Origin of the sequence: Methylomicrobium lacus, assembly GCF_041897535.1 — a bacterium.
In the GTDB taxonomy this organism is placed as follows: domain Bacteria; phylum Pseudomonadota; class Gammaproteobacteria; order Methylococcales; family Methylomonadaceae; genus Methylomicrobium; species Methylomicrobium lacus_A.
Genome location: NZ_CP169217.1, coordinates 1413821 through 1430422, shown reverse-complemented (window position 1 = coordinate 1430422; position 16602 = coordinate 1413821). Strand labels below are relative to the sequence as shown.

Genomic DNA, 16602 nt, shown 5'->3' with positions numbered 1-16602 from the left:
TAATCAACAACCTAAAACACAATGGCAAGAAGAAGCCAACATACACTCCCTGAAATCAAGGCCATGGTGCTTCAGGCCGCCGAAACGCTGGTCGCCGAGGAAGGCAGCAAGGCGCTGACGATGCGCAATGTCGCGTTCGAAATCGGCTATACGGTCGGTAGCATCTACATGGTGTTCGAGAACATGAACGATCTGGTGCTGCAATTGAATGCCCGCACGCTCGATGCGCTGGTCGAACGGTTCGACAGCATGCCGCCCCAAGAGCCGGCCGAGGCGATCGAAGCGATCGCGGAGATTTATCTGAACTTTGCCGGCCGCCACTTCAATTGCTGGAGCCTGATCTTCGAGCATCGCCAGCCGGAGGGCGGGGAACTGCCGGATTGGTATCGAGAAAAAATCGAACGCGCGTTTTCGCGTTTCGAGGCGGAATTCCAGCGGCTGGCCGCGGACCGCAGCGAGGCACAGGCCAAACAGGCCGCGCGGGCGTTATGGGGCGGCATCCACGGCATCTGCATGCTGTCGCTGACCGGCAAGTTCGCGGCCGTCGGCGCGGACGACATGAATGCGAGCGTGAAACTGCTGGTCCGGCACTTCCTCGACAGCTGGCGGCATCAGGGCAGAAGGTAGTTTCTCCAAGCCCGCCGATGGAACTCATCGTTTTGCTGAAGGGGGAGAACGTTGCGGCACTTTGCCGGTCTATTATCCCATCTGTATGAAGCAAACCGATGGAGGCTCCGATGCGTTTACTCTCCGTGCTGATGCTCAGCATCACCGCGTTGTTGGCGCAGGCGCAAACGGCGCCCGGCGCCGCCGAGGTGAGTCCCGCGGCCGCCAATCCGCTGCGCGGCCTGCCGCCGGTTCCTATTCCGGCCGACAATCCGCAGACGCCGGCGAAGATTGCGCTCGGCGACAAGCTTTTCCATGACGCGCGTTTCTCGATCGACGGCACGGTCAGTTGCGCGACCTGTCACAGCGAAAAACACGCGTTCACCGACGGCAAACAATTTTCGACCGGCCATCATGGTCTGACCGGCACGCGTAACGCGCCGACCGTGGTCAATGCGGCGTTTTACACCTCGCAGTTCTGGGACGGCCGCGAGCCCGATCTGGAAGGCCAGTCCAAGCAGCCGCCCGTCAATCCGGTCGAAGGCGGTCTGGCCAACCATGAGCCGATCCTGCAAATCGTGCGCACCGATCCGGACTACAAAAAAGCGTTTACGGAAGTGTTCGGCGTCACTGACGCGAAGTTGACGATGGACCATGTCGCGAGGGCGATCGCGAGTTTCGAACGCTCGATCGTGTCCGGCAACTCGCCCTTCGACCGTTATTACTTCCAAGGCGACAAGAGCGCGTTGAACGCGGCGCAACAGCGCGGCTTCCAGCTCTTCATAGGCCAGGGCCGCTGCGTCTCCTGTCATACGATCGAAAACGATCACGCGCTGTTCACCGACAGCAAGTTCCATAACATCGGCATCGGCATCAATGCGATTCAGGACGATGTGCCGCGTCTGGCCGGCGCCTTTCTGGAAGCGAAGGCGAAGGGCGGCGATGTCGACCGGATCGTGCTGACCGACAAGAAGTCCTCCGAGCTCGGCCGTTTCGCGGTGACCGACAAGATCACCGCGATCGGCGCGTTCAAGACGCCGACCCTACGCAACATCGACCTGACCGCGCCTTACATGCACGACGGCAGCCTCAAAACGCTGAAAGAGGTGGTGATTCATTACAATAACGGCGGCGTGACGCCGGCCGGCGCGAAGGTCAACGATTTTCTGAGCGGCGGCATTCGGCCCTTGAATCTGACCGAGGCGCAGATAGACGATCTGGTCGAATTTCTGAAAGCGCTGACCAGCCCGCAGTTTGCTCAAGCCGTCACAGCCGCAGCCCCACGGGAGACAGGACATGAATCACATTAATCGCAGCCGCCGCCATTTTCTGCAAACCTCCGGCGCCCTGGCGCTCGGCAGCACCCTGCCGATCAGCCTGGTCGAACTGGCCTTTGCCGATGCACAGCAGAACTTCACGTTCGCCTATATTTCGGATGCGCACATTCAGCAGATCAAGGGCAGCCGTTTCGTCCGGAACTGGGACCGCGGCCTGATCCGCGCGGTCGCCGAAACCAATCTGTTGAATCCAAAGCCGGATTTCGTGATGTTCGGCGGCGATCTCGCGCAATTGGGCTCCGTGCCGGAACTCGATCACGGCGCCGAGATCCTATCGGCGCTGAAATATAAAACCCGCCATGTGATGGGCGAGCACGACTATTACCTGGACCTCGGCGCCTACTGGGAAAAACTGTTCGGGCCGCAGTATTACAGTTTCGACCACAAGGGCGTGCATTTCATCGTGCTGAACAGCATACGCACCTACGACGACTGGACCTACAAACGCTGGCCGACGGCCGAGCAACGCATGCTCGAAATGGCCGGGCTCGACAATCCGAACAGCTCGCCGTTCATGGTCGGCGACGAGCAGCGCCAATGGCTGAAAAAGGATCTGGACAAGATTCCGAAGACGACGCCGATCGTGGTGTTTTCGCATTCGCCGCTGCAAAAGATCTACAAGGGCTGGAATTTCTGGACCGAGGACGCGGAGCAGATTCAGGCGCTGTTGAAGCCTTTCAACAAGGTGTCGGTGATCTACGGCCACGTACATCAGATCCAGTACAACCAGATCGGCAATATCAGTTTTAACTCGGTGATGGCGACCGCCTGGCCGTGGCCGTATCCGCAGTCCTATGCGCAAGCCGAACAATACCTGCCGAAACTGACCGTGCCGATGAACCGCTCCGACCCGTTCTTCGAACGCGATGCGACCGGCTGGCAGTTCATCAATGTCGCCAATGGTCACGTCGATCTCAATTACCTGCTGCCCGAAAACACCGATCGCAGCGTGGGTTTCGACAAGGCCGCCAAAAAACCGGTCGATGCAGAATACCAGTCCGAAGGCGCGCGGATTCCGCCGCAAAGCCATTTTTGATCCGCCTTGGAGAATAGGGTATGAAAAGCTTGCACGCAAAAAAATTGGCTTTGGGGCTGGCGGCGTCGATGGCCGCTGCTTCGGTTCAGGCCGACGAATTTACCAAGGACGACCTGGAGCGCTGGCAAGGGCAATTCATGGAGGTCGTGAAACAGGGCAGGGAACTGTGGACCAGCCCGACCCTGGGTACGAACGGCGTCGCCTGCGCGCAGTGCCATCCGAACGCGGCGAACACGCATCCCGAAACCTATCCGAAATTCCAGAAGCAGATCGGCAAGGTGATTCCGCTGTGGGAGATGATCAACTGGTGCCTGCGTAATCCTCTGGAAGGCCAGCCGCTTGCCGCCGATGATCCGAAAATGGTTGCGTTGCAGGCCTATGTGACCTATGAACGGCGCGGCGTGAAGCTGGAGCCTGGCAAGCATTGAGAAAAATAAATGAGACTTCGCGGATTGGTTTAGTGGTCAAAATACTTGTGAGTGGCATTTACGCGTAGGGCGGATTAGACGCGCAAACCCCGCAAGCGCCAAGTCTAAGAATGACTTTCCGCGCGTCGTAATCCGCCGTATGAATGAACACCGCGCACATACGGCGGATTACGACGCACCCCTAGATCAAACAAAACCGAAATATTCTCTGGTTGCGCGTATAATCCGCCCTACGGACTAACATACCTGATCCTGCTGCTGTAGGGTGCGCACCGCGCACCATTTAATGAATCTGGTGGAATATTTGACCCATTTTCAGCAGTTAGGCCACCAATCTATTCCGATTGCTAAGGTTTTTAGCGTGAGTTGGCATCAAAAAGGGGCGCAATGCGCCCCTACCTGGCTATGATGCCTAGGCTCGTTCATGTCGCATTCGGCGTCTTGAGATCCGGTAAATCGTTCGATCCTGTTCTTCATGACGCTTGACTCGAATAACAGTATCTACGGTCCTTGCGCTTGTCGATGGTATTCGTCGATATTGCCGGTCGGCAAAAACAGTAAAAAACCATCGATATAAGCCATGATGGTTTCTCATGAAATGTAGGGTTGTCATGGTTTGGGTTGTATTTATTCGGCCAAGGGTAGGCAAATTTCGACGCCGCCGAGTCCCGTGGCCGGGTCGAATGCTTCGGTGTAGCGCTCGAACCAGGGCTGCGGGGCGATATGAAGCCCGCAGTCCGGTACCCAATGTGTCCAGATCGTGTCTAGTGTTTGTTTGATCGAACCGACGTGTTGGCTATGGGTCAGCACGGCATATCGCCCTGCCGCCAATTGCAGATGCTCGAAGCCGGCGGGTAATTGCGCGGTATCGTCGACCTCGACGCCGACCAGGTAATCGAAACTGCATCCTTCGCCGGGGTTCCAGCAAACGCCATAAGCGGTCTTGCTTATTTGGCCCGGAATATGGCCTAAATGCGGCGCAATGCGCTGCCAATGCAGCGGAATATTGCCGAGCGTTTCCAGAGAAAAGCGTGCGTTTAACCCGGCTATCACGCGTTTTTCCATATTTTCAAAGCGGACGGTGCCAAGTCCCAGGGCCATGGCCCGAATGCCTGCTTCCTGTTCGCGCAGTGCCGGGGTGAAGGCGTCGCCGAAATCGTCGGCTTCGAACAACGGGCGGATTTCGATCTCGGACTCTTCCGGCATCGGATTCGGGCAGCGTTTGACCCAGTCGATCGCCTCTTCCATCGACTTGACCTGCCACAGCCAATAACCCGCGACCAGTTCCTTGGTTTCGATGAACGGCCCGTCGATGACCGTGCGCTGCCGGCCGGAAAAACGGACGCGGACGCCTTTCGAGCTGGGCTGGAGTCCTTCACCCGCCAGTAGGATGCCGGCTTTGACCAGCTCTTCGTTGAATTGGCCCATCGCTGTCAACAATGCCTCGCTCGGCATTTCGCCGGCTTCGGAACTTGGACTGGCTTTGACCATGACCATGACTTTCATAGGCTGTGTCTCCTGATTGCAAAGTAGCTTGTGTTGATGGTTTGATCCTGCGGTGAATTATTTTTGGAAACAGGCTTCTTCGGCAGCGCGCGCGGCTTCGACCAGCTCCTCTTTCGTCATCTGATGTTGATGTGTCGCGATCGACCAGCGGTGCCCGAACGGATCCTCGATGATCCCGTAGCGGTCGCCCCAGAACATGTCCGCAACCGGCATGATCACGGTGGCGCCGGCATTCACGGCCTGGCTGAACAACGCATCCACGTCCGGAACCGCCAGATGGATGGTAACCGGCGTGCCTTTCAGGGATTTGGGTCCGAGCATGCCTTGTTCCGGACATTCGTCCACCAGCATCACGGCTGCGCCGTTGAGGCTCAAACAGGCGTGCATCAGCTTGCCGTTCGCGGCGGGAAGCCGGATCATTTCGGTTGCTCCGAAAGCTTTGATATAGAAATCGATGGCGGCGGCCGCGCCGGCGCAGACCAGGTGAGGGATAACGCCGGGCATGCACGCTGAATTTGCGGGATTTTCTGGGTTGTTCATAGGTGATTCCTCGATACAAAGTTTCTCAAGTGTGCCGCAACCGTTTTCGATGTGCTGCGGCGGCTCGTTCAAATAGCTTTACCGTGAAAACCGATAGATGAATGGTGGGAGCGACGCCTACGTCGCGATTAAAGCTTCAAGTCGCGACGTGAGCGTCGCTCCCACAGACGAGTTTATTCTTTTCGGGGTGATGAGAGCTTCCTCATGTGTGTTAAGTTGTTACTGGCGGTATCGGCCGACCGGCATGTTTTGGGTCCGACGGTTATATGATAGTTTCCCTGCCCTAGATTCAAGAGTGGCTAAACGTCATTTCAGCCGTTCGATTTATGATCCGTGAATAAGCGGATAAAAAACTTTTCGATCTCGACCAGAAAGAAAACGCTGGACGCGACCGCGATCATCAGACCCCAGGTCGGCAGGTCGAGATCGACCGAACCGAACAGGGCCTGCATCGGAGGCCAATAGGTATAAGCCAGCTGGAAACCCGTCAGCACAAAGACGGCGAACCAGATGGTGCCGTTTCCGAACAGGCCGCGCGGGCTCAGAACCGACTGATACAGGTAGCGGCTGTTGAAAACATAGAACATTTCAAACAGCACCAGCGTATTGACCGCTATCGTCCGCGCCTCGGCCACCGAAGCGCCGAGGCCGTGCTGATGCAAAAACAGCCCGAAGGTGCCGGTCACCAGGATCAGCGAGACGAACAGAATCCGCCACCCCAAAAATCCCGACAGCAGCGGCTCATGGGGATCTCTCGGTTTACGCCGCATGATCCTTCTCTCGGTCGGCTCGAAGGCCAGGGTCAGCGACAGCGTGACGGCGGTGATCATGTTGACCCAGAGTATCTGCACCGGGGTAATCGGCAGGACTTTGCCGGTCATGATCGCCGCGGCGATCGTCAACGCCTCGCCGCCGCTGGTCGGCAGGATGAAGATGATCGATTTTTTCAGGTTTTCGTAGATGCTGCGTCCTTCCTCGACCGCGTGCACGATCGAGGCGAAATTGTCGTCGGCCAGCACCATTTCGCTGGCCTCTTTTGCGACCTCGGTGCCATTCTTGCCCATCGCCACCCCGACATCGGCGCGTTTGAGTGCCGGCGCATCGTTGACGCCGTCGCCGGTCATCGCGACCACCTGATCGTCCGCCTGCAGCGCGCTGACCAGGCGCAGTTTGTTTTCGGGACTGGTGCGGGCAAACACGTCGACATCGCGAATCGCAACCTTCAGTTCGTCGTCGCTTAGAAGATCGATGGCGGCGCCGCTGAGCACCGAACCGTTGCCGATATGCAGCTGGGCGGCGATTGCAGAGGCCGTCGCCGCATGATCGCCGGTAATCATTTTGACCCGAATTCCGGCCTTCTGGCACTTCCGGACCGAATCGATCGCTTCCGGGCGCGGCGGGTCGATCATGCCGACCACGCCGAGCAGGGTCAGGCCGTTCTCGACATCGGCAAACTCGATTTGGCTTCGGGTCAGAGGTTCGGTCTTGAACGCGATCGCCAGCAAGCGTTGACCGCGGCCTGCGATCTCGTCCATCACCCGGTGCCAGTGCGCGCCCCGAATCGGCTCATCCTCGCCATGGTGGCGCTCCTGGCTGCACATCGCCAGTATCCGCTCCGGTGCGCCTTTGACGAACATGAAGGCGTGGCCGAGATGGTCGTGGTGCAAGGTCGCCATATAACGGTGTTCCGCTTCGAACGGAATGCTGTCGGTACGCGGCATTTCCTGGTTCAACAAGTCCGGATCGAGCCCGGCCTTGAGCGCGAGCGTAATCAGTGCGCCTTCGGTCGGGTCTCCGTGCAGATGCCAGGCGCCGTTCGCCTGCTCGATCCGCGCATTGTTGCAGAGCGCGGCCGCGCGCAGCAGTTCCCGCAGCTCGGGATAATCGTTGATGCTTGCACTCAGCCCTGCCAGTTTAAAATCGCCGTGCGGGTCGTAACCGGCCCCTTCGACGGTGAATTCGTCGCTGTTCACGCAAACCGATTCCACGGTCATTTCATTGCAGGTCAAGGTGCCGGTCTTGTCGGAACAGATCACGGTCACCGAGCCCAGCGTTTCGACCGCGGGCAGGCGGCGAATGATCGCGTTGCGCGCGGCCATGCGCTGCACGCCGATCGCCAGCGTAATCGTCACGATCGCCGGCAGACCTTCGGGGATCGCGGCCACCGCAATGCCGACAGCCGACATGAACAGGTCTTGCAGCGACGAATGCCCGATAAACCAGCCGTAGCCAAAGGCGGCCAACGCCAGGACCAGAATCGCGGCGGTCAGCCAGCGGCTGAAACCGGCAATCTGCTTTAAGAGCGGCGTGGTCAATTGCGGCACTGTGCGCAAAAGCGAGCTGATTCGGCCGATCTCTGTGTCGTCGCCGGTCGCGACGACAATACCGTGCGCGGTGCCGTAAGTGATCAGAGCGCTCGAATAGGCCATGCTGAAGCGGTCGCCCAGCGCGGCATGATCTTCGGATGGCGTCGCATTTTTTTCGACAGCGACCGATTCGCCGGTCAGCATCGACTCGTCGGCGCGCAAATTTTTGACTTGCAGCAGACGCAAATCGGCAGGCACCTTGTCGCCGCTTTCGAGGCTGACGATGTCCCCCGGCACCAGTTCTTCCGCGGGAATCTTGAGATGCCTGCCGTCGCGCAATACCATCGCCTCGTAGGTCAGCATATTGCGGATCGCATTGAGCGCATGTTCCGCCTTGCCTTCCTGAATGAATCCGATCAGCGCATTGATCAGGACCACGCCGAGGATCACCGCGCTGTCCACCCAATGTTCGATTGCCGCGGTAATGCCGGCCGAAGCCAGCAGGACATAGATCAGCACATTATGAAACTGCAGCAAAAAACGCTTCAGGGGGCCAGTACTTGCTGCCGGCGTCAACCGATTATAGCCGTGCTGCTTCAGTCGCCGCCGGGCTTCCTGTGCGGCGAGTCCTGTCGCGCCGCTGTTCAGCACCTGGAACACGGCATCGGTCGAAAGCGCGTGCCACGAAGCCGCGTCTGGCTTTGCCGAAGATTTTTTACCGATCGTCAAAAGTCAAACCTATTTATACAAAGTTTCTACGTCTTCCGGTGTCGCATAGTCTACGCCGACGCTGATCACGAAGCTCGAGACCTCCTCGATATTCATCTGCGACTGCTTCACCTTGGATTTGTGTACCATCACCGTGAAGCCGGATGTCGGGTTCGGGGACGTGGGGATATAGAGGATGTAACAATCGCCAATGCGGTTGGTGACATAGGCAGGAACCCACATGCCGTCCTTCGGATATTCCACATAGACCACTTCGCGCAGTTGCGATTCTTCCGAGGGCAGGAACATGCGCAATAACTTTCGGGTTACCCGGTAAATACTGCTGATGAACGGAATCCGCTGGATCAGGGCTTCCAGATAATAGAGCAGATGCGCTTTGTCCTGTTTCAGCTGTTTGCCGAAATAGGCCAACAGTGCAATCGCGGCGGCAAACAAGGCGACGGTGACCAAGGGGTTTTCGTATGTGCCGTGCACGAGCAATACAAAATTCTTCAAAACACGTTGAACATAAACAATGATTTGAAAGATCAGTACGATCGGTACGAAACCGACTATGCCTATCAGCACATAATCGACGATGGCTTTCAGTTTTGTTGTCATGGTCGTTTCTCTCTCGCTATTACTGATGGATGAAAAGTGGCTGCGTCGGCCATTTAAATGCATTCTTGAAGCTCGATTGCGACTCCTAGAATAATACAGGAGCTTCTACATGCCTATCTTTCTTCGAACTTTCTGAGTGGAGTTAACCAAAATGTTTAGCATTAGTAAGGTCATATCTGCTCGTCTTATAAGTGTTTATACGTATTATGTTTTCACCGCTCATGGTGTATAAGAGATCTCGATAAAGTTTATCCAATAGGTTAGTGGCCAGTTTTATGCAGGGGACGCCTCGATAGAATGTCAAGTTTCCATGATTTACCATAGATGCGGAGAATTTCCGTTCCGTCCTTACCCGCGCTTCCAGACACACGCCTTCGATCTCTATCCAGCATCGGCTGATTTATAAAAAATCACTTACAGTAAGTCGCATTGTTTAAATTATTTTAAATAACAAGGAAGCAATATGCAGGAAATAAGAAAAATCATGAATTTTTATGATGATCAATATTTTTTATTTATGCTAAGAGGTTACTGTTACTCAAATAATATTCGTATGACAGAGGCGTCATTAGATAGAGAGGGTATCAATGAAATTGCTGAATGTAATCCTGATTTAATCTTTATTCCGCTGGATTGGATAAACGCTACTGGGGATATGGGGAATGAGACAGATTTATTAAAGCGAGTCTGCAAAAGCAGGGATATAAAAATATGTGGCCTGAATGGACAAGCATGCGATAGGGACTCGGAAGAGACACCGACATGGATCGATAGGGTCATAAATAACCCCTTGGATATTGCCGAGATAGACACGTTTATTAAAAACTCCGTCTTATGTGGCTGTTGTTTTACCGAAAGAAGAATAAATTCAGAAAGGCGCACATCTCCCGATAGAAGATTGAATGCTAGATTCAGTCGTAATCGTTACGATAGCAATAAAGTCATAGACGTCCTGGATCTTGCCTATACGCATCATGCAGCAGGCAATATGGAATTGGCCGAGCTCCATATTGATACCCGTAATAAAATTTTATTTGTAAAGGGATATAAAATTGATTTAACTCCGAAGGAGTTCGATCTGATTGCATACTTGGCAACGGATCTTGATCGCGTTTTTTCTCCTGAAGAAATTATTAAATACCTTTGGCCTAACAATGATAGAGCCACAAAATCGGATCTTTATCAATACATTCACTTGTTAAGAAAAAAAATTGAAAATATCCATGATAACCAGCAACTGATTTTGACAGTAAAAGGATTTGGGTACAGGCTGAATATTTCAAAGAATTAATCAGGGTATTCATTATCTTATATGCTCCTATCCCGCCATACAAAGTCCATGGGCATAACGAAAAAGCACACTTTCATGAATGTTTTTAATTGAATTTTAAGATTGGCTCTATGGAATTTTGAGATGCAATTGAATGATACTAGCCGCCGGTAACAGCCAGCCTGATCCGCTTTCAATTATGGAGGGGTGGCGTGTGCCAGTCATCGTCGGATAGAACATCCGATGGGATTTTACACTTTATTCTGGAGTAATAGCTATGAAACAATTTAAGCAAAAAATCTTGGCTGCAAGTATTCTTCTGGCTTTGGGTACTGTTTCCAGCGCTTGGGCTAATCCTACTACTACAAACACACAAAGCGACGGCAACACATCGACTAACAGTGTCGATGCGTCCGCCGGTTACGGTACGGGTAATGCTGGAGCGAGTGAAGGCGCTACCTCTACTATAGGCGATGTTACCTCAACAAAAGATAGCAATAACCCTTGGACTGATAACAGTAATGGTCTCCAAGGTTCTCCGACGGCTAGCCAAAATGGAACGGCAAACAATGGCAGTGGGTCTGCAACTTCTGCCAATACAGACACCAGCCATAGTAATAACACTGACAACAGTGATGGTTTGAATGGCATTGCGGCGGCTAGCGAAAATGGAACGTCAAACAATGGCAGTGGGTCGGCTACTTCTACCAATTCGGACTCCAGCTATAGCAACAATAGTCTAGATGGAGCAAATGGCCAATCGACGGCATCTAGTGGAGGTACCTCAAACAATGGCAGTGGTTCGGCAACTGCTACCCACGACAGCAATAACACTGATAACAGTGATGGTTACGCTGGCATTGCGGCAGCTAGCGAAAATGGAACGTCAAACAATGGTAGTGGGTCGGCAACTTCTAACAATACACTTCAAGACTCACACGCATCAGGAACTGGTTCAGCTTCTACCAATAATGGAAACCCTGTTGCGCAAACTTCAGATACGTACGGATACGGCAATGCGGCAACCAACAATGGAGACGCTACGGCACACAGCTCATCAGCGTCGGCAGCCGGTTCAGCGGCAACCAATATTGGCGATGCTTCCGCGCAATATGTCGAAGCGTACCAAGATGGCTACGGTAATGCACAGGCAATTAACGGCGATGCCACCAGTAACTACAAAGTCAACAATCAACTTCTGGAAGGTACTGTCACGGGTATCCCTGCTAGTGACACAACCGGAGGACTGCAATTGGCAGCCATACCTGTGGGGGATAACACGATGACCAGCTCGGTCGTCGGCAACGCGGGTGTGACCCAAGTCTTCCAAAATTCGGGCACCGGTTTGGCGCAACAATCTGTCTTGGTTGACGGTACGGTAAATGTTACCCAAGGCACGGCAACGGTTGGTCAGTAACCTTAATGTTTATTAATGGTTTGAATTAATAAATTTTCGGCGGGCCGGTGAATGAGTCATTCGTTCACCGGCTATTGACTGACAGCGATCAATGATGAGGAGAACGTGATGGGAACGATATTAAAAAGCGCCTTGTTGACGTTACTTGTAATGATAATGAAGACACCGCCGGCAACAGCCGATACCGTTCAATATGAGGAGAGGCTAGTCCTTTTTGCCACGGCCGATAAAGCGCTGCCGGAGGAACTGGATAATGCAAGGGGGCGTGAAGGAGTGGATATGACGTTGCTGAATATCCAGGATCTTCAAGCCACGATCAACGGCAATGCCAACCACAATGTAAACGGTTTCAACATGATCGATAATAACTCATTTACCCATGTCAGCGGCATTGCCAGCGTCATTCAAAACAGCGGCAACAATGTGATCATCCAGGATTCCACTATTGTGAGTGTAACAGTCAATCCTTAATGCTGCCAGGCGGGATGAAACAACATGAAACGATCGATTGCAAATTACCTGCTGCTTGCGTTACCCGCTTTTTCCTGCAATGCCGGGTCTATCAATGTGAACGGCATTGCCGGCGGCGGTAACTATGAGGTAGCGATGAGCACTTTTTTGGAGATGCGCTTCAAGACGGTATATAAGCAACAGTTCGATTTCAGTTGTGGTTCGGCCGCGTTGGCAAGCCTGCTCACGTTTCACTATGACGATCCTGTTACCGAGCAAGGCGTGTTTGTCGATATGTATAAGAATGGCGATCAGCAGAAAATTCAAAAACTGGGCTTTTCGTTACTGGATATCAAACTTTATCTGGAAAGGCGGGGCTATCGCGCCGACGGCTTCAAAATCAATCTGGATCAACTGGTTACCGCCCATGTTCCGGCGCTGACCATCATCAATAAGAACGGTTACATGCATTTCGTCATTATCAAAGGCATCGATGAGCGGGATGTTTTGGTGGGAGATCCCGCGGTGGGCGTCAAAGCCATTCCCCGCGACGAGTTCGAAGACATGTGGCAGAACCGTATTTTATTTTTGATCCATGACAAACTGGATGTGGCGTCGGGTCATTTTCAAGATAAGAAAGAGTGGGCGCTGCGAGTCAAGGCGCCGTTAGAGTCTGTCGTTGACCGAAGCAGCCTGAGCCAATTCAATTTGCTGCAACCTAATATCAGGGATTTTTGAGGTAAGGGGGATTTGAGATGAACGAAAATAAATCTATCGTCCGCCCTGAATTGATCAGGGCGGTTTGCCGGATGATGGTCTGGGGCCTTGCCGGTGGCGTGGCTAGTCAAGTGTTAGCGGATGCCATGCCGAATCATGCAGACCACCCGTTTGCTCACTGGGAACGCGCTTCCGACAGCGAACTGGATCAGTTGAGAGGCGGGTTTGTGCTGCCGAACGGCGTCACGATCGATTTTAGCCTGGAAAGGATCATCTCGTTGAATGGCGCGGTGGTTTCTTCGTCTTTTTTCGAATTGCCGGGCAATGTGGCATTGATTCAGAATGGCAACATCATTCAAAATCCGGGCTTGAGCATGTCAGGACTGGGTACCGTTATCCAGAACAACCTGGATAATCAAACGATCAGTGCGCTGACTCAACTTAATTTAACGGTGAGCCACATTAGGGATATGAATTTAAATAACGGTGGCGCTCTTGTTAATAATTTTGTCCTGCCTGGCATGTAAGGTGAATGGGAGCTTTGTATGGTCATCTATCTAGCGCCATAACGCTTTCGTATCGGCAAGAGCCCGTCGATGGGTGCACTGAAAGTCTATGCCTTTAACCCGCCTATCGGCTCCAAATGCCTGTATCGCATCGTCTTTTTCTCTAGAAAATTTCGGCATCAATAGGCTTCTATTGCAAAAAAAATGGGCTTGATGTAGGATAATAGCTTAAAATAATCTTAATGAAATTGACGCCATAAAATTCAAATACGTGCGGAATGGTGGTTGATTTAATTTTTATTTTTTAACATAAAATGGAATAAAAGTATGAAGATTAAATTTGTAAGCAGTAATTTTCTTCTACGAAGATCTATCAAGGAAGTTATTTTTTATCTGCTGCTTTTTTTTGTGAACAGGGGCTATGCGGAAACGGGGGCGAAAAATGACGACTTGGCGCAATACAAAAAACTGATTGCCGAGCAGCAGAAGGAATTTGTAAGACAGCGGCAGATTATTGCCGAACAAGGCAAACAGCTGGAGCAAATGAAAATGCGGTTGGATGCTTTGGCGACACAGTCCGCACAAAATCAGCCCCCTGCAAAGCAAGCAGCAAATGGGCCTCAAATCGTTGCGGCAAGAAATGCCAATGCACCGCCATCATTGTCTGATAAGCTTCCCTCACGGCCTGTGGGCCAGCCGCCACCGGAAAGCCAAAAACGTCGGCCGCCCGAAATTCCCAGAGTCAGTCAAACGGTCGGCGGCGTCTTGACCAGAAAAAACAATCTGGTTGTTGAGCCGTCACTGTTTTATAGCTACTACGATAATAACCGGGTATTCCTCGATGCCTATACGTTTCTTCCGGCTATTGCCATTGGCCTGATCGATGTCCGTCAGATTAAACAGCATACCCTGATGGGTTTTCTGGGCTTTCGCTATGGTCTTACGGACCGTTGGGAACTAGAATTCAGAGCGCCTTATGTCTACCGCACGCAAGAACAACGCGCACGGCCATTGTTGGAACAAGCCGCCATTGATAAAGCGTTTAACACGGACGGAAGCGATATTGGCGATCTTCAATTTGCCTCCCGCTATCAGCTTAACAGCGGGTCCGATGGCTTGCCGATTTTTATCGCCAACTTGCTTGCGACGGCGCCCACTGGAAAAAGCCCATTCGACATTCCATTGGTACAAGCCGTCGGAATTCCGGGTTTTTCATTTCCAGCGGAAATGCCGACAGGCGCCGGGTACTTCAGCGTTCAACCCAGCATTACCGCGCTCTATCCGACGGATCCGGCGGTGTTTTACGGAAATATAAGTTATAACTACAACGCCGAAACCAGTACCAATGCCGGTAAATTCGATCCGGGGGATACCATAGGGTTAAGCTTTGGTTTGGGATTTGGCATCAATGAGCGATCGTCATTCAGTCTAGGCTACCAGCACAGGCATGTCTTTGACTCCAAACTGGGTGGAAACACCATTACAGGCAGTACCCTTGATATCGGACAACTCCTGGTCGGTTACTCCTACAAATACTCCAAAAAGTCCACGCACAACTTATCTTTATCGATAGGCACTACGAATGATGCGCCAGACGTGAGTATGGAATACAGGATGCCATTCACCTTCGATTTGAATTAACGGTCGACGGCGTAGGCCCCGTCCCTTCACGCTTAGACATCATGTATTGACCTACCACACCTCAAGCGCACGGGTTAAGCTTGGGGTTTCATAAAACCATCGGCTCAGAGCCGAAATTGAGGGGGTAGGTCATGAAGAAGTTTAACAAATATGTAGGATTGGATGTACACAAGGAAACGATCGCGGTAGCGGTGGCGGAAGCCGAAGGGGGTGAAGTTCGTTATCACGGCGAGATAGCCAACACGCCGGCCGCGCTAGACAAACTGATCAAGCAGCTCAGAAAAGGCGATGCGGCGCTATCGTTTTGCTACGAAGCGGGGCCTTGTGGTTACGGCATCCATCGGCAATTGACGGAGCAAGGTTGGGATTGCCAAGTGGTGGCGCCGTCGCTGATACCGAAGAAGGCCGGCGACCGGGTCAAAACCGACCGCCGCGATAGTTTGATGCTGGCCCGGTTGCATCGAGCCGGCGAGTTGACGGCGGTGTGGGTGCCGGATACAGCCCAGGAAGCGTTGCGTGATTTGACGCGGGCCCGGGAAGACCTAAAGCATCTGCAACGGCAAGCCAAACAGCGTTTGCTGGCGTTTCTGCTGCGGCACGGCCAGCGCTATGCTGGCCAAAGCCGCTGGACGCAAGCGCATTATCGCTGGCTGGAAACGGTGAAACTGGCGCATCCGGTACAGCAGATCGTGTTTCAGGAATACATCGATACGGTCAAGACCCTGAACAAACGGGTCGATACGCTTGACCAACAGATCGCCAGCACGGCAGCCGAATCGGTATTCTGGCCGGTGATTCAGGGCTTGATGGCCTTGCGCGGGGTGAATCTGTTGACCGCGACCACCCTCGTGGCCGAAATCGGCGACTTGAAGCGTTTCGCCAGCGCGCCACAACTGATGGCGTATTTGGGCGTGGTGCCGAGCGAATATTCCAGCGGCGGCAGCAAATCGCGCGGCGGCATCACCAAGACCGGCAATGGTCATGTGCGGCGGGTGCTGGTGGAAGCGGCCTGGTGTTATCGCTTCCCGGCCCGCAAGACGGCGGTCTTGCAGCGCCGGCCGAGAAAGCCTCGGACGCGGTGCAAGATATCGCCTGGAAAGCGCAAACCCGCTTGTGTGGGCGTTACCGGCTGTTGGCGGCGCGGGGTAAGTTGAAGGTGCAGGTCTGTACCGCTATCGCCCGTGAGCTGGCAGGGTTTATCTGGGCGATTGGGCAAACGCTAGCGCCGGCAACGGCCCGCGCGTAAGGAGTACTCGCCATGATGCAGTGTGTCGGTAGCAGAAGGGGCAACGGTGGGAGAATCCTCGGTAATCCTAGGAGGCGCCCGGCAACGGGATGACCCTCGAACTTAGAGCGAGGCAGCTCCCCGACGAATCGGTTGTCATGCGGTAACCAACCCGCGCATATCAGACTGATCAACCGTCGGCAAACCGCCCGTTCTGCTACCCACACACTGGATGATGCATTTGAAAAATTGTTTTTAGATATTGACAGGTCAATACATATCAGGATT

At 53.4% G+C, this 16602-nt stretch carries 14 protein-coding genes and 1 pseudogene; 11 read left to right on the top strand and 4 right to left on the bottom strand.

Annotated features, from left to right (window positions below; all coding sequences use genetic code 11):
• Positions 1-21 precede the first annotated feature (21 nt).
• The 4 genes from ACEPPP_RS06250 to ACEPPP_RS06235 all read left to right on the top strand — a co-directional run bounded on the left by ACEPPP_RS06250 (position 22) and on the right by ACEPPP_RS06235 (position 3407).
• Complete coding sequence (locus tag ACEPPP_RS06250; RefSeq protein WP_374090178.1) at positions 22-627, top strand: TetR/AcrR family transcriptional regulator; 606 nt, start codon at positions 22-24, stop codon at positions 625-627.
• Between the two features lie 110 nt (positions 628-737).
• Positions 738-1916, top strand: a complete 1179-nt coding sequence (locus tag ACEPPP_RS06245) for a cytochrome-c peroxidase (protein WP_374090177.1) — start codon at positions 738-740, stop codon at positions 1914-1916.
• Positions 1903-2979, top strand: a complete 1077-nt coding sequence (locus ACEPPP_RS06240) for a metallophosphoesterase (RefSeq protein ID WP_374090176.1) — start codon at positions 1903-1905, stop codon at positions 2977-2979. The genes ACEPPP_RS06245 and ACEPPP_RS06240 overlap by 14 nt, the downstream gene beginning before the upstream one ends.
• Before the next feature lie 20 nt (positions 2980-2999).
• A complete protein-coding gene (locus ACEPPP_RS06235; protein ID WP_374090175.1) occupies positions 3000-3407 on the top strand; it encodes a cytochrome C in 408 nt (135 codons plus the stop codon).
• A gap of 627 nt (positions 3408-4034) precedes the next feature.
• Here ACEPPP_RS06235 and ACEPPP_RS06230 read toward each other — a convergent pair.
• The 4 genes from ACEPPP_RS06230 to ACEPPP_RS06215 all read right to left on the bottom strand — a co-directional run bounded on the left by ACEPPP_RS06230 (position 4035) and on the right by ACEPPP_RS06215 (position 9088).
• Complete coding sequence (locus ACEPPP_RS06230; RefSeq protein WP_374090174.1) at positions 4035-4913, bottom strand: GyrI-like domain-containing protein; 879 nt, start codon at positions 4911-4913, stop codon at positions 4035-4037.
• A 57-nt stretch (positions 4914-4970) separates the two neighbouring features.
• A complete protein-coding gene (locus ACEPPP_RS06225; RefSeq protein WP_374090173.1) occupies positions 4971-5453 on the bottom strand; it encodes a VOC family protein in 483 nt (160 codons plus the stop codon).
• Between the two features lie 311 nt (positions 5454-5764).
• The gene (locus ACEPPP_RS06220) at positions 5765-8488 is read right to left on the bottom strand and encodes a cation-transporting P-type ATPase (RefSeq protein ID WP_374090172.1); all 2724 of its coding nucleotides are present in this window, start codon (positions 8486-8488) and stop codon (positions 5765-5767) included.
• Between the two features lie 9 nt (positions 8489-8497).
• On the bottom strand, positions 8498-9088 hold the full coding sequence (locus ACEPPP_RS06215; RefSeq protein WP_374090171.1) for a DUF502 domain-containing protein: 591 nt from the start codon (positions 9086-9088) through the stop codon (positions 8498-8500).
• A 463-nt stretch (positions 9089-9551) separates the two neighbouring features.
• Here ACEPPP_RS06215 and ACEPPP_RS06210 point away from each other — a divergent pair, with 463 nt between their 5' ends.
• The 7 genes and pseudogenes from ACEPPP_RS06210 (at position 9552) to ACEPPP_RS06180 (ending at position 16335) form a co-directional block, all read left to right on the top strand.
• Positions 9552-10379, top strand: a complete 828-nt coding sequence (locus ACEPPP_RS06210; protein ID WP_374090170.1) for a winged helix-turn-helix domain-containing protein — start codon at positions 9552-9554, stop codon at positions 10377-10379.
• 256 nt (positions 10380-10635) lie between these two features.
• On the top strand, positions 10636-11775 hold the full coding sequence (locus ACEPPP_RS06205) for a hypothetical protein (protein ID WP_374090169.1): 1140 nt from the start codon (positions 10636-10638) through the stop codon (positions 11773-11775).
• A gap of 108 nt (positions 11776-11883) precedes the next feature.
• Positions 11884-12246, top strand: coding sequence for a hypothetical protein (locus ACEPPP_RS06200; RefSeq protein WP_374090168.1), 363 nt, complete (start codon positions 11884-11886; stop codon positions 12244-12246).
• A 24-nt stretch (positions 12247-12270) separates the two neighbouring features.
• Complete coding sequence (locus tag ACEPPP_RS06195; RefSeq protein ID WP_374090167.1) at positions 12271-12963, top strand: C39 family peptidase; 693 nt, start codon at positions 12271-12273, stop codon at positions 12961-12963.
• A 17-nt stretch (positions 12964-12980) separates the two neighbouring features.
• The gene (locus ACEPPP_RS06190) at positions 12981-13469 is read left to right on the top strand and encodes a hypothetical protein (protein ID WP_374090166.1); all 489 of its coding nucleotides are present in this window, start codon (positions 12981-12983) and stop codon (positions 13467-13469) included.
• Positions 13470-13775: 306 nt separating this feature from the next.
• Positions 13776-15089 carry a transporter gene (locus ACEPPP_RS06185; RefSeq protein ID WP_374090165.1) on the top strand — a complete coding sequence of 438 codons (1314 nt, stop codon included), beginning with the start codon at positions 13776-13778 and terminating at the stop codon, positions 15087-15089.
• Positions 15090-15220: 131 nt separating this feature from the next.
• Positions 15221-16335, top strand: a pseudogene (locus tag ACEPPP_RS06180) (IS110 family transposase).
• The last annotated feature ends 267 nt before the right edge of the window (positions 16336-16602 follow it).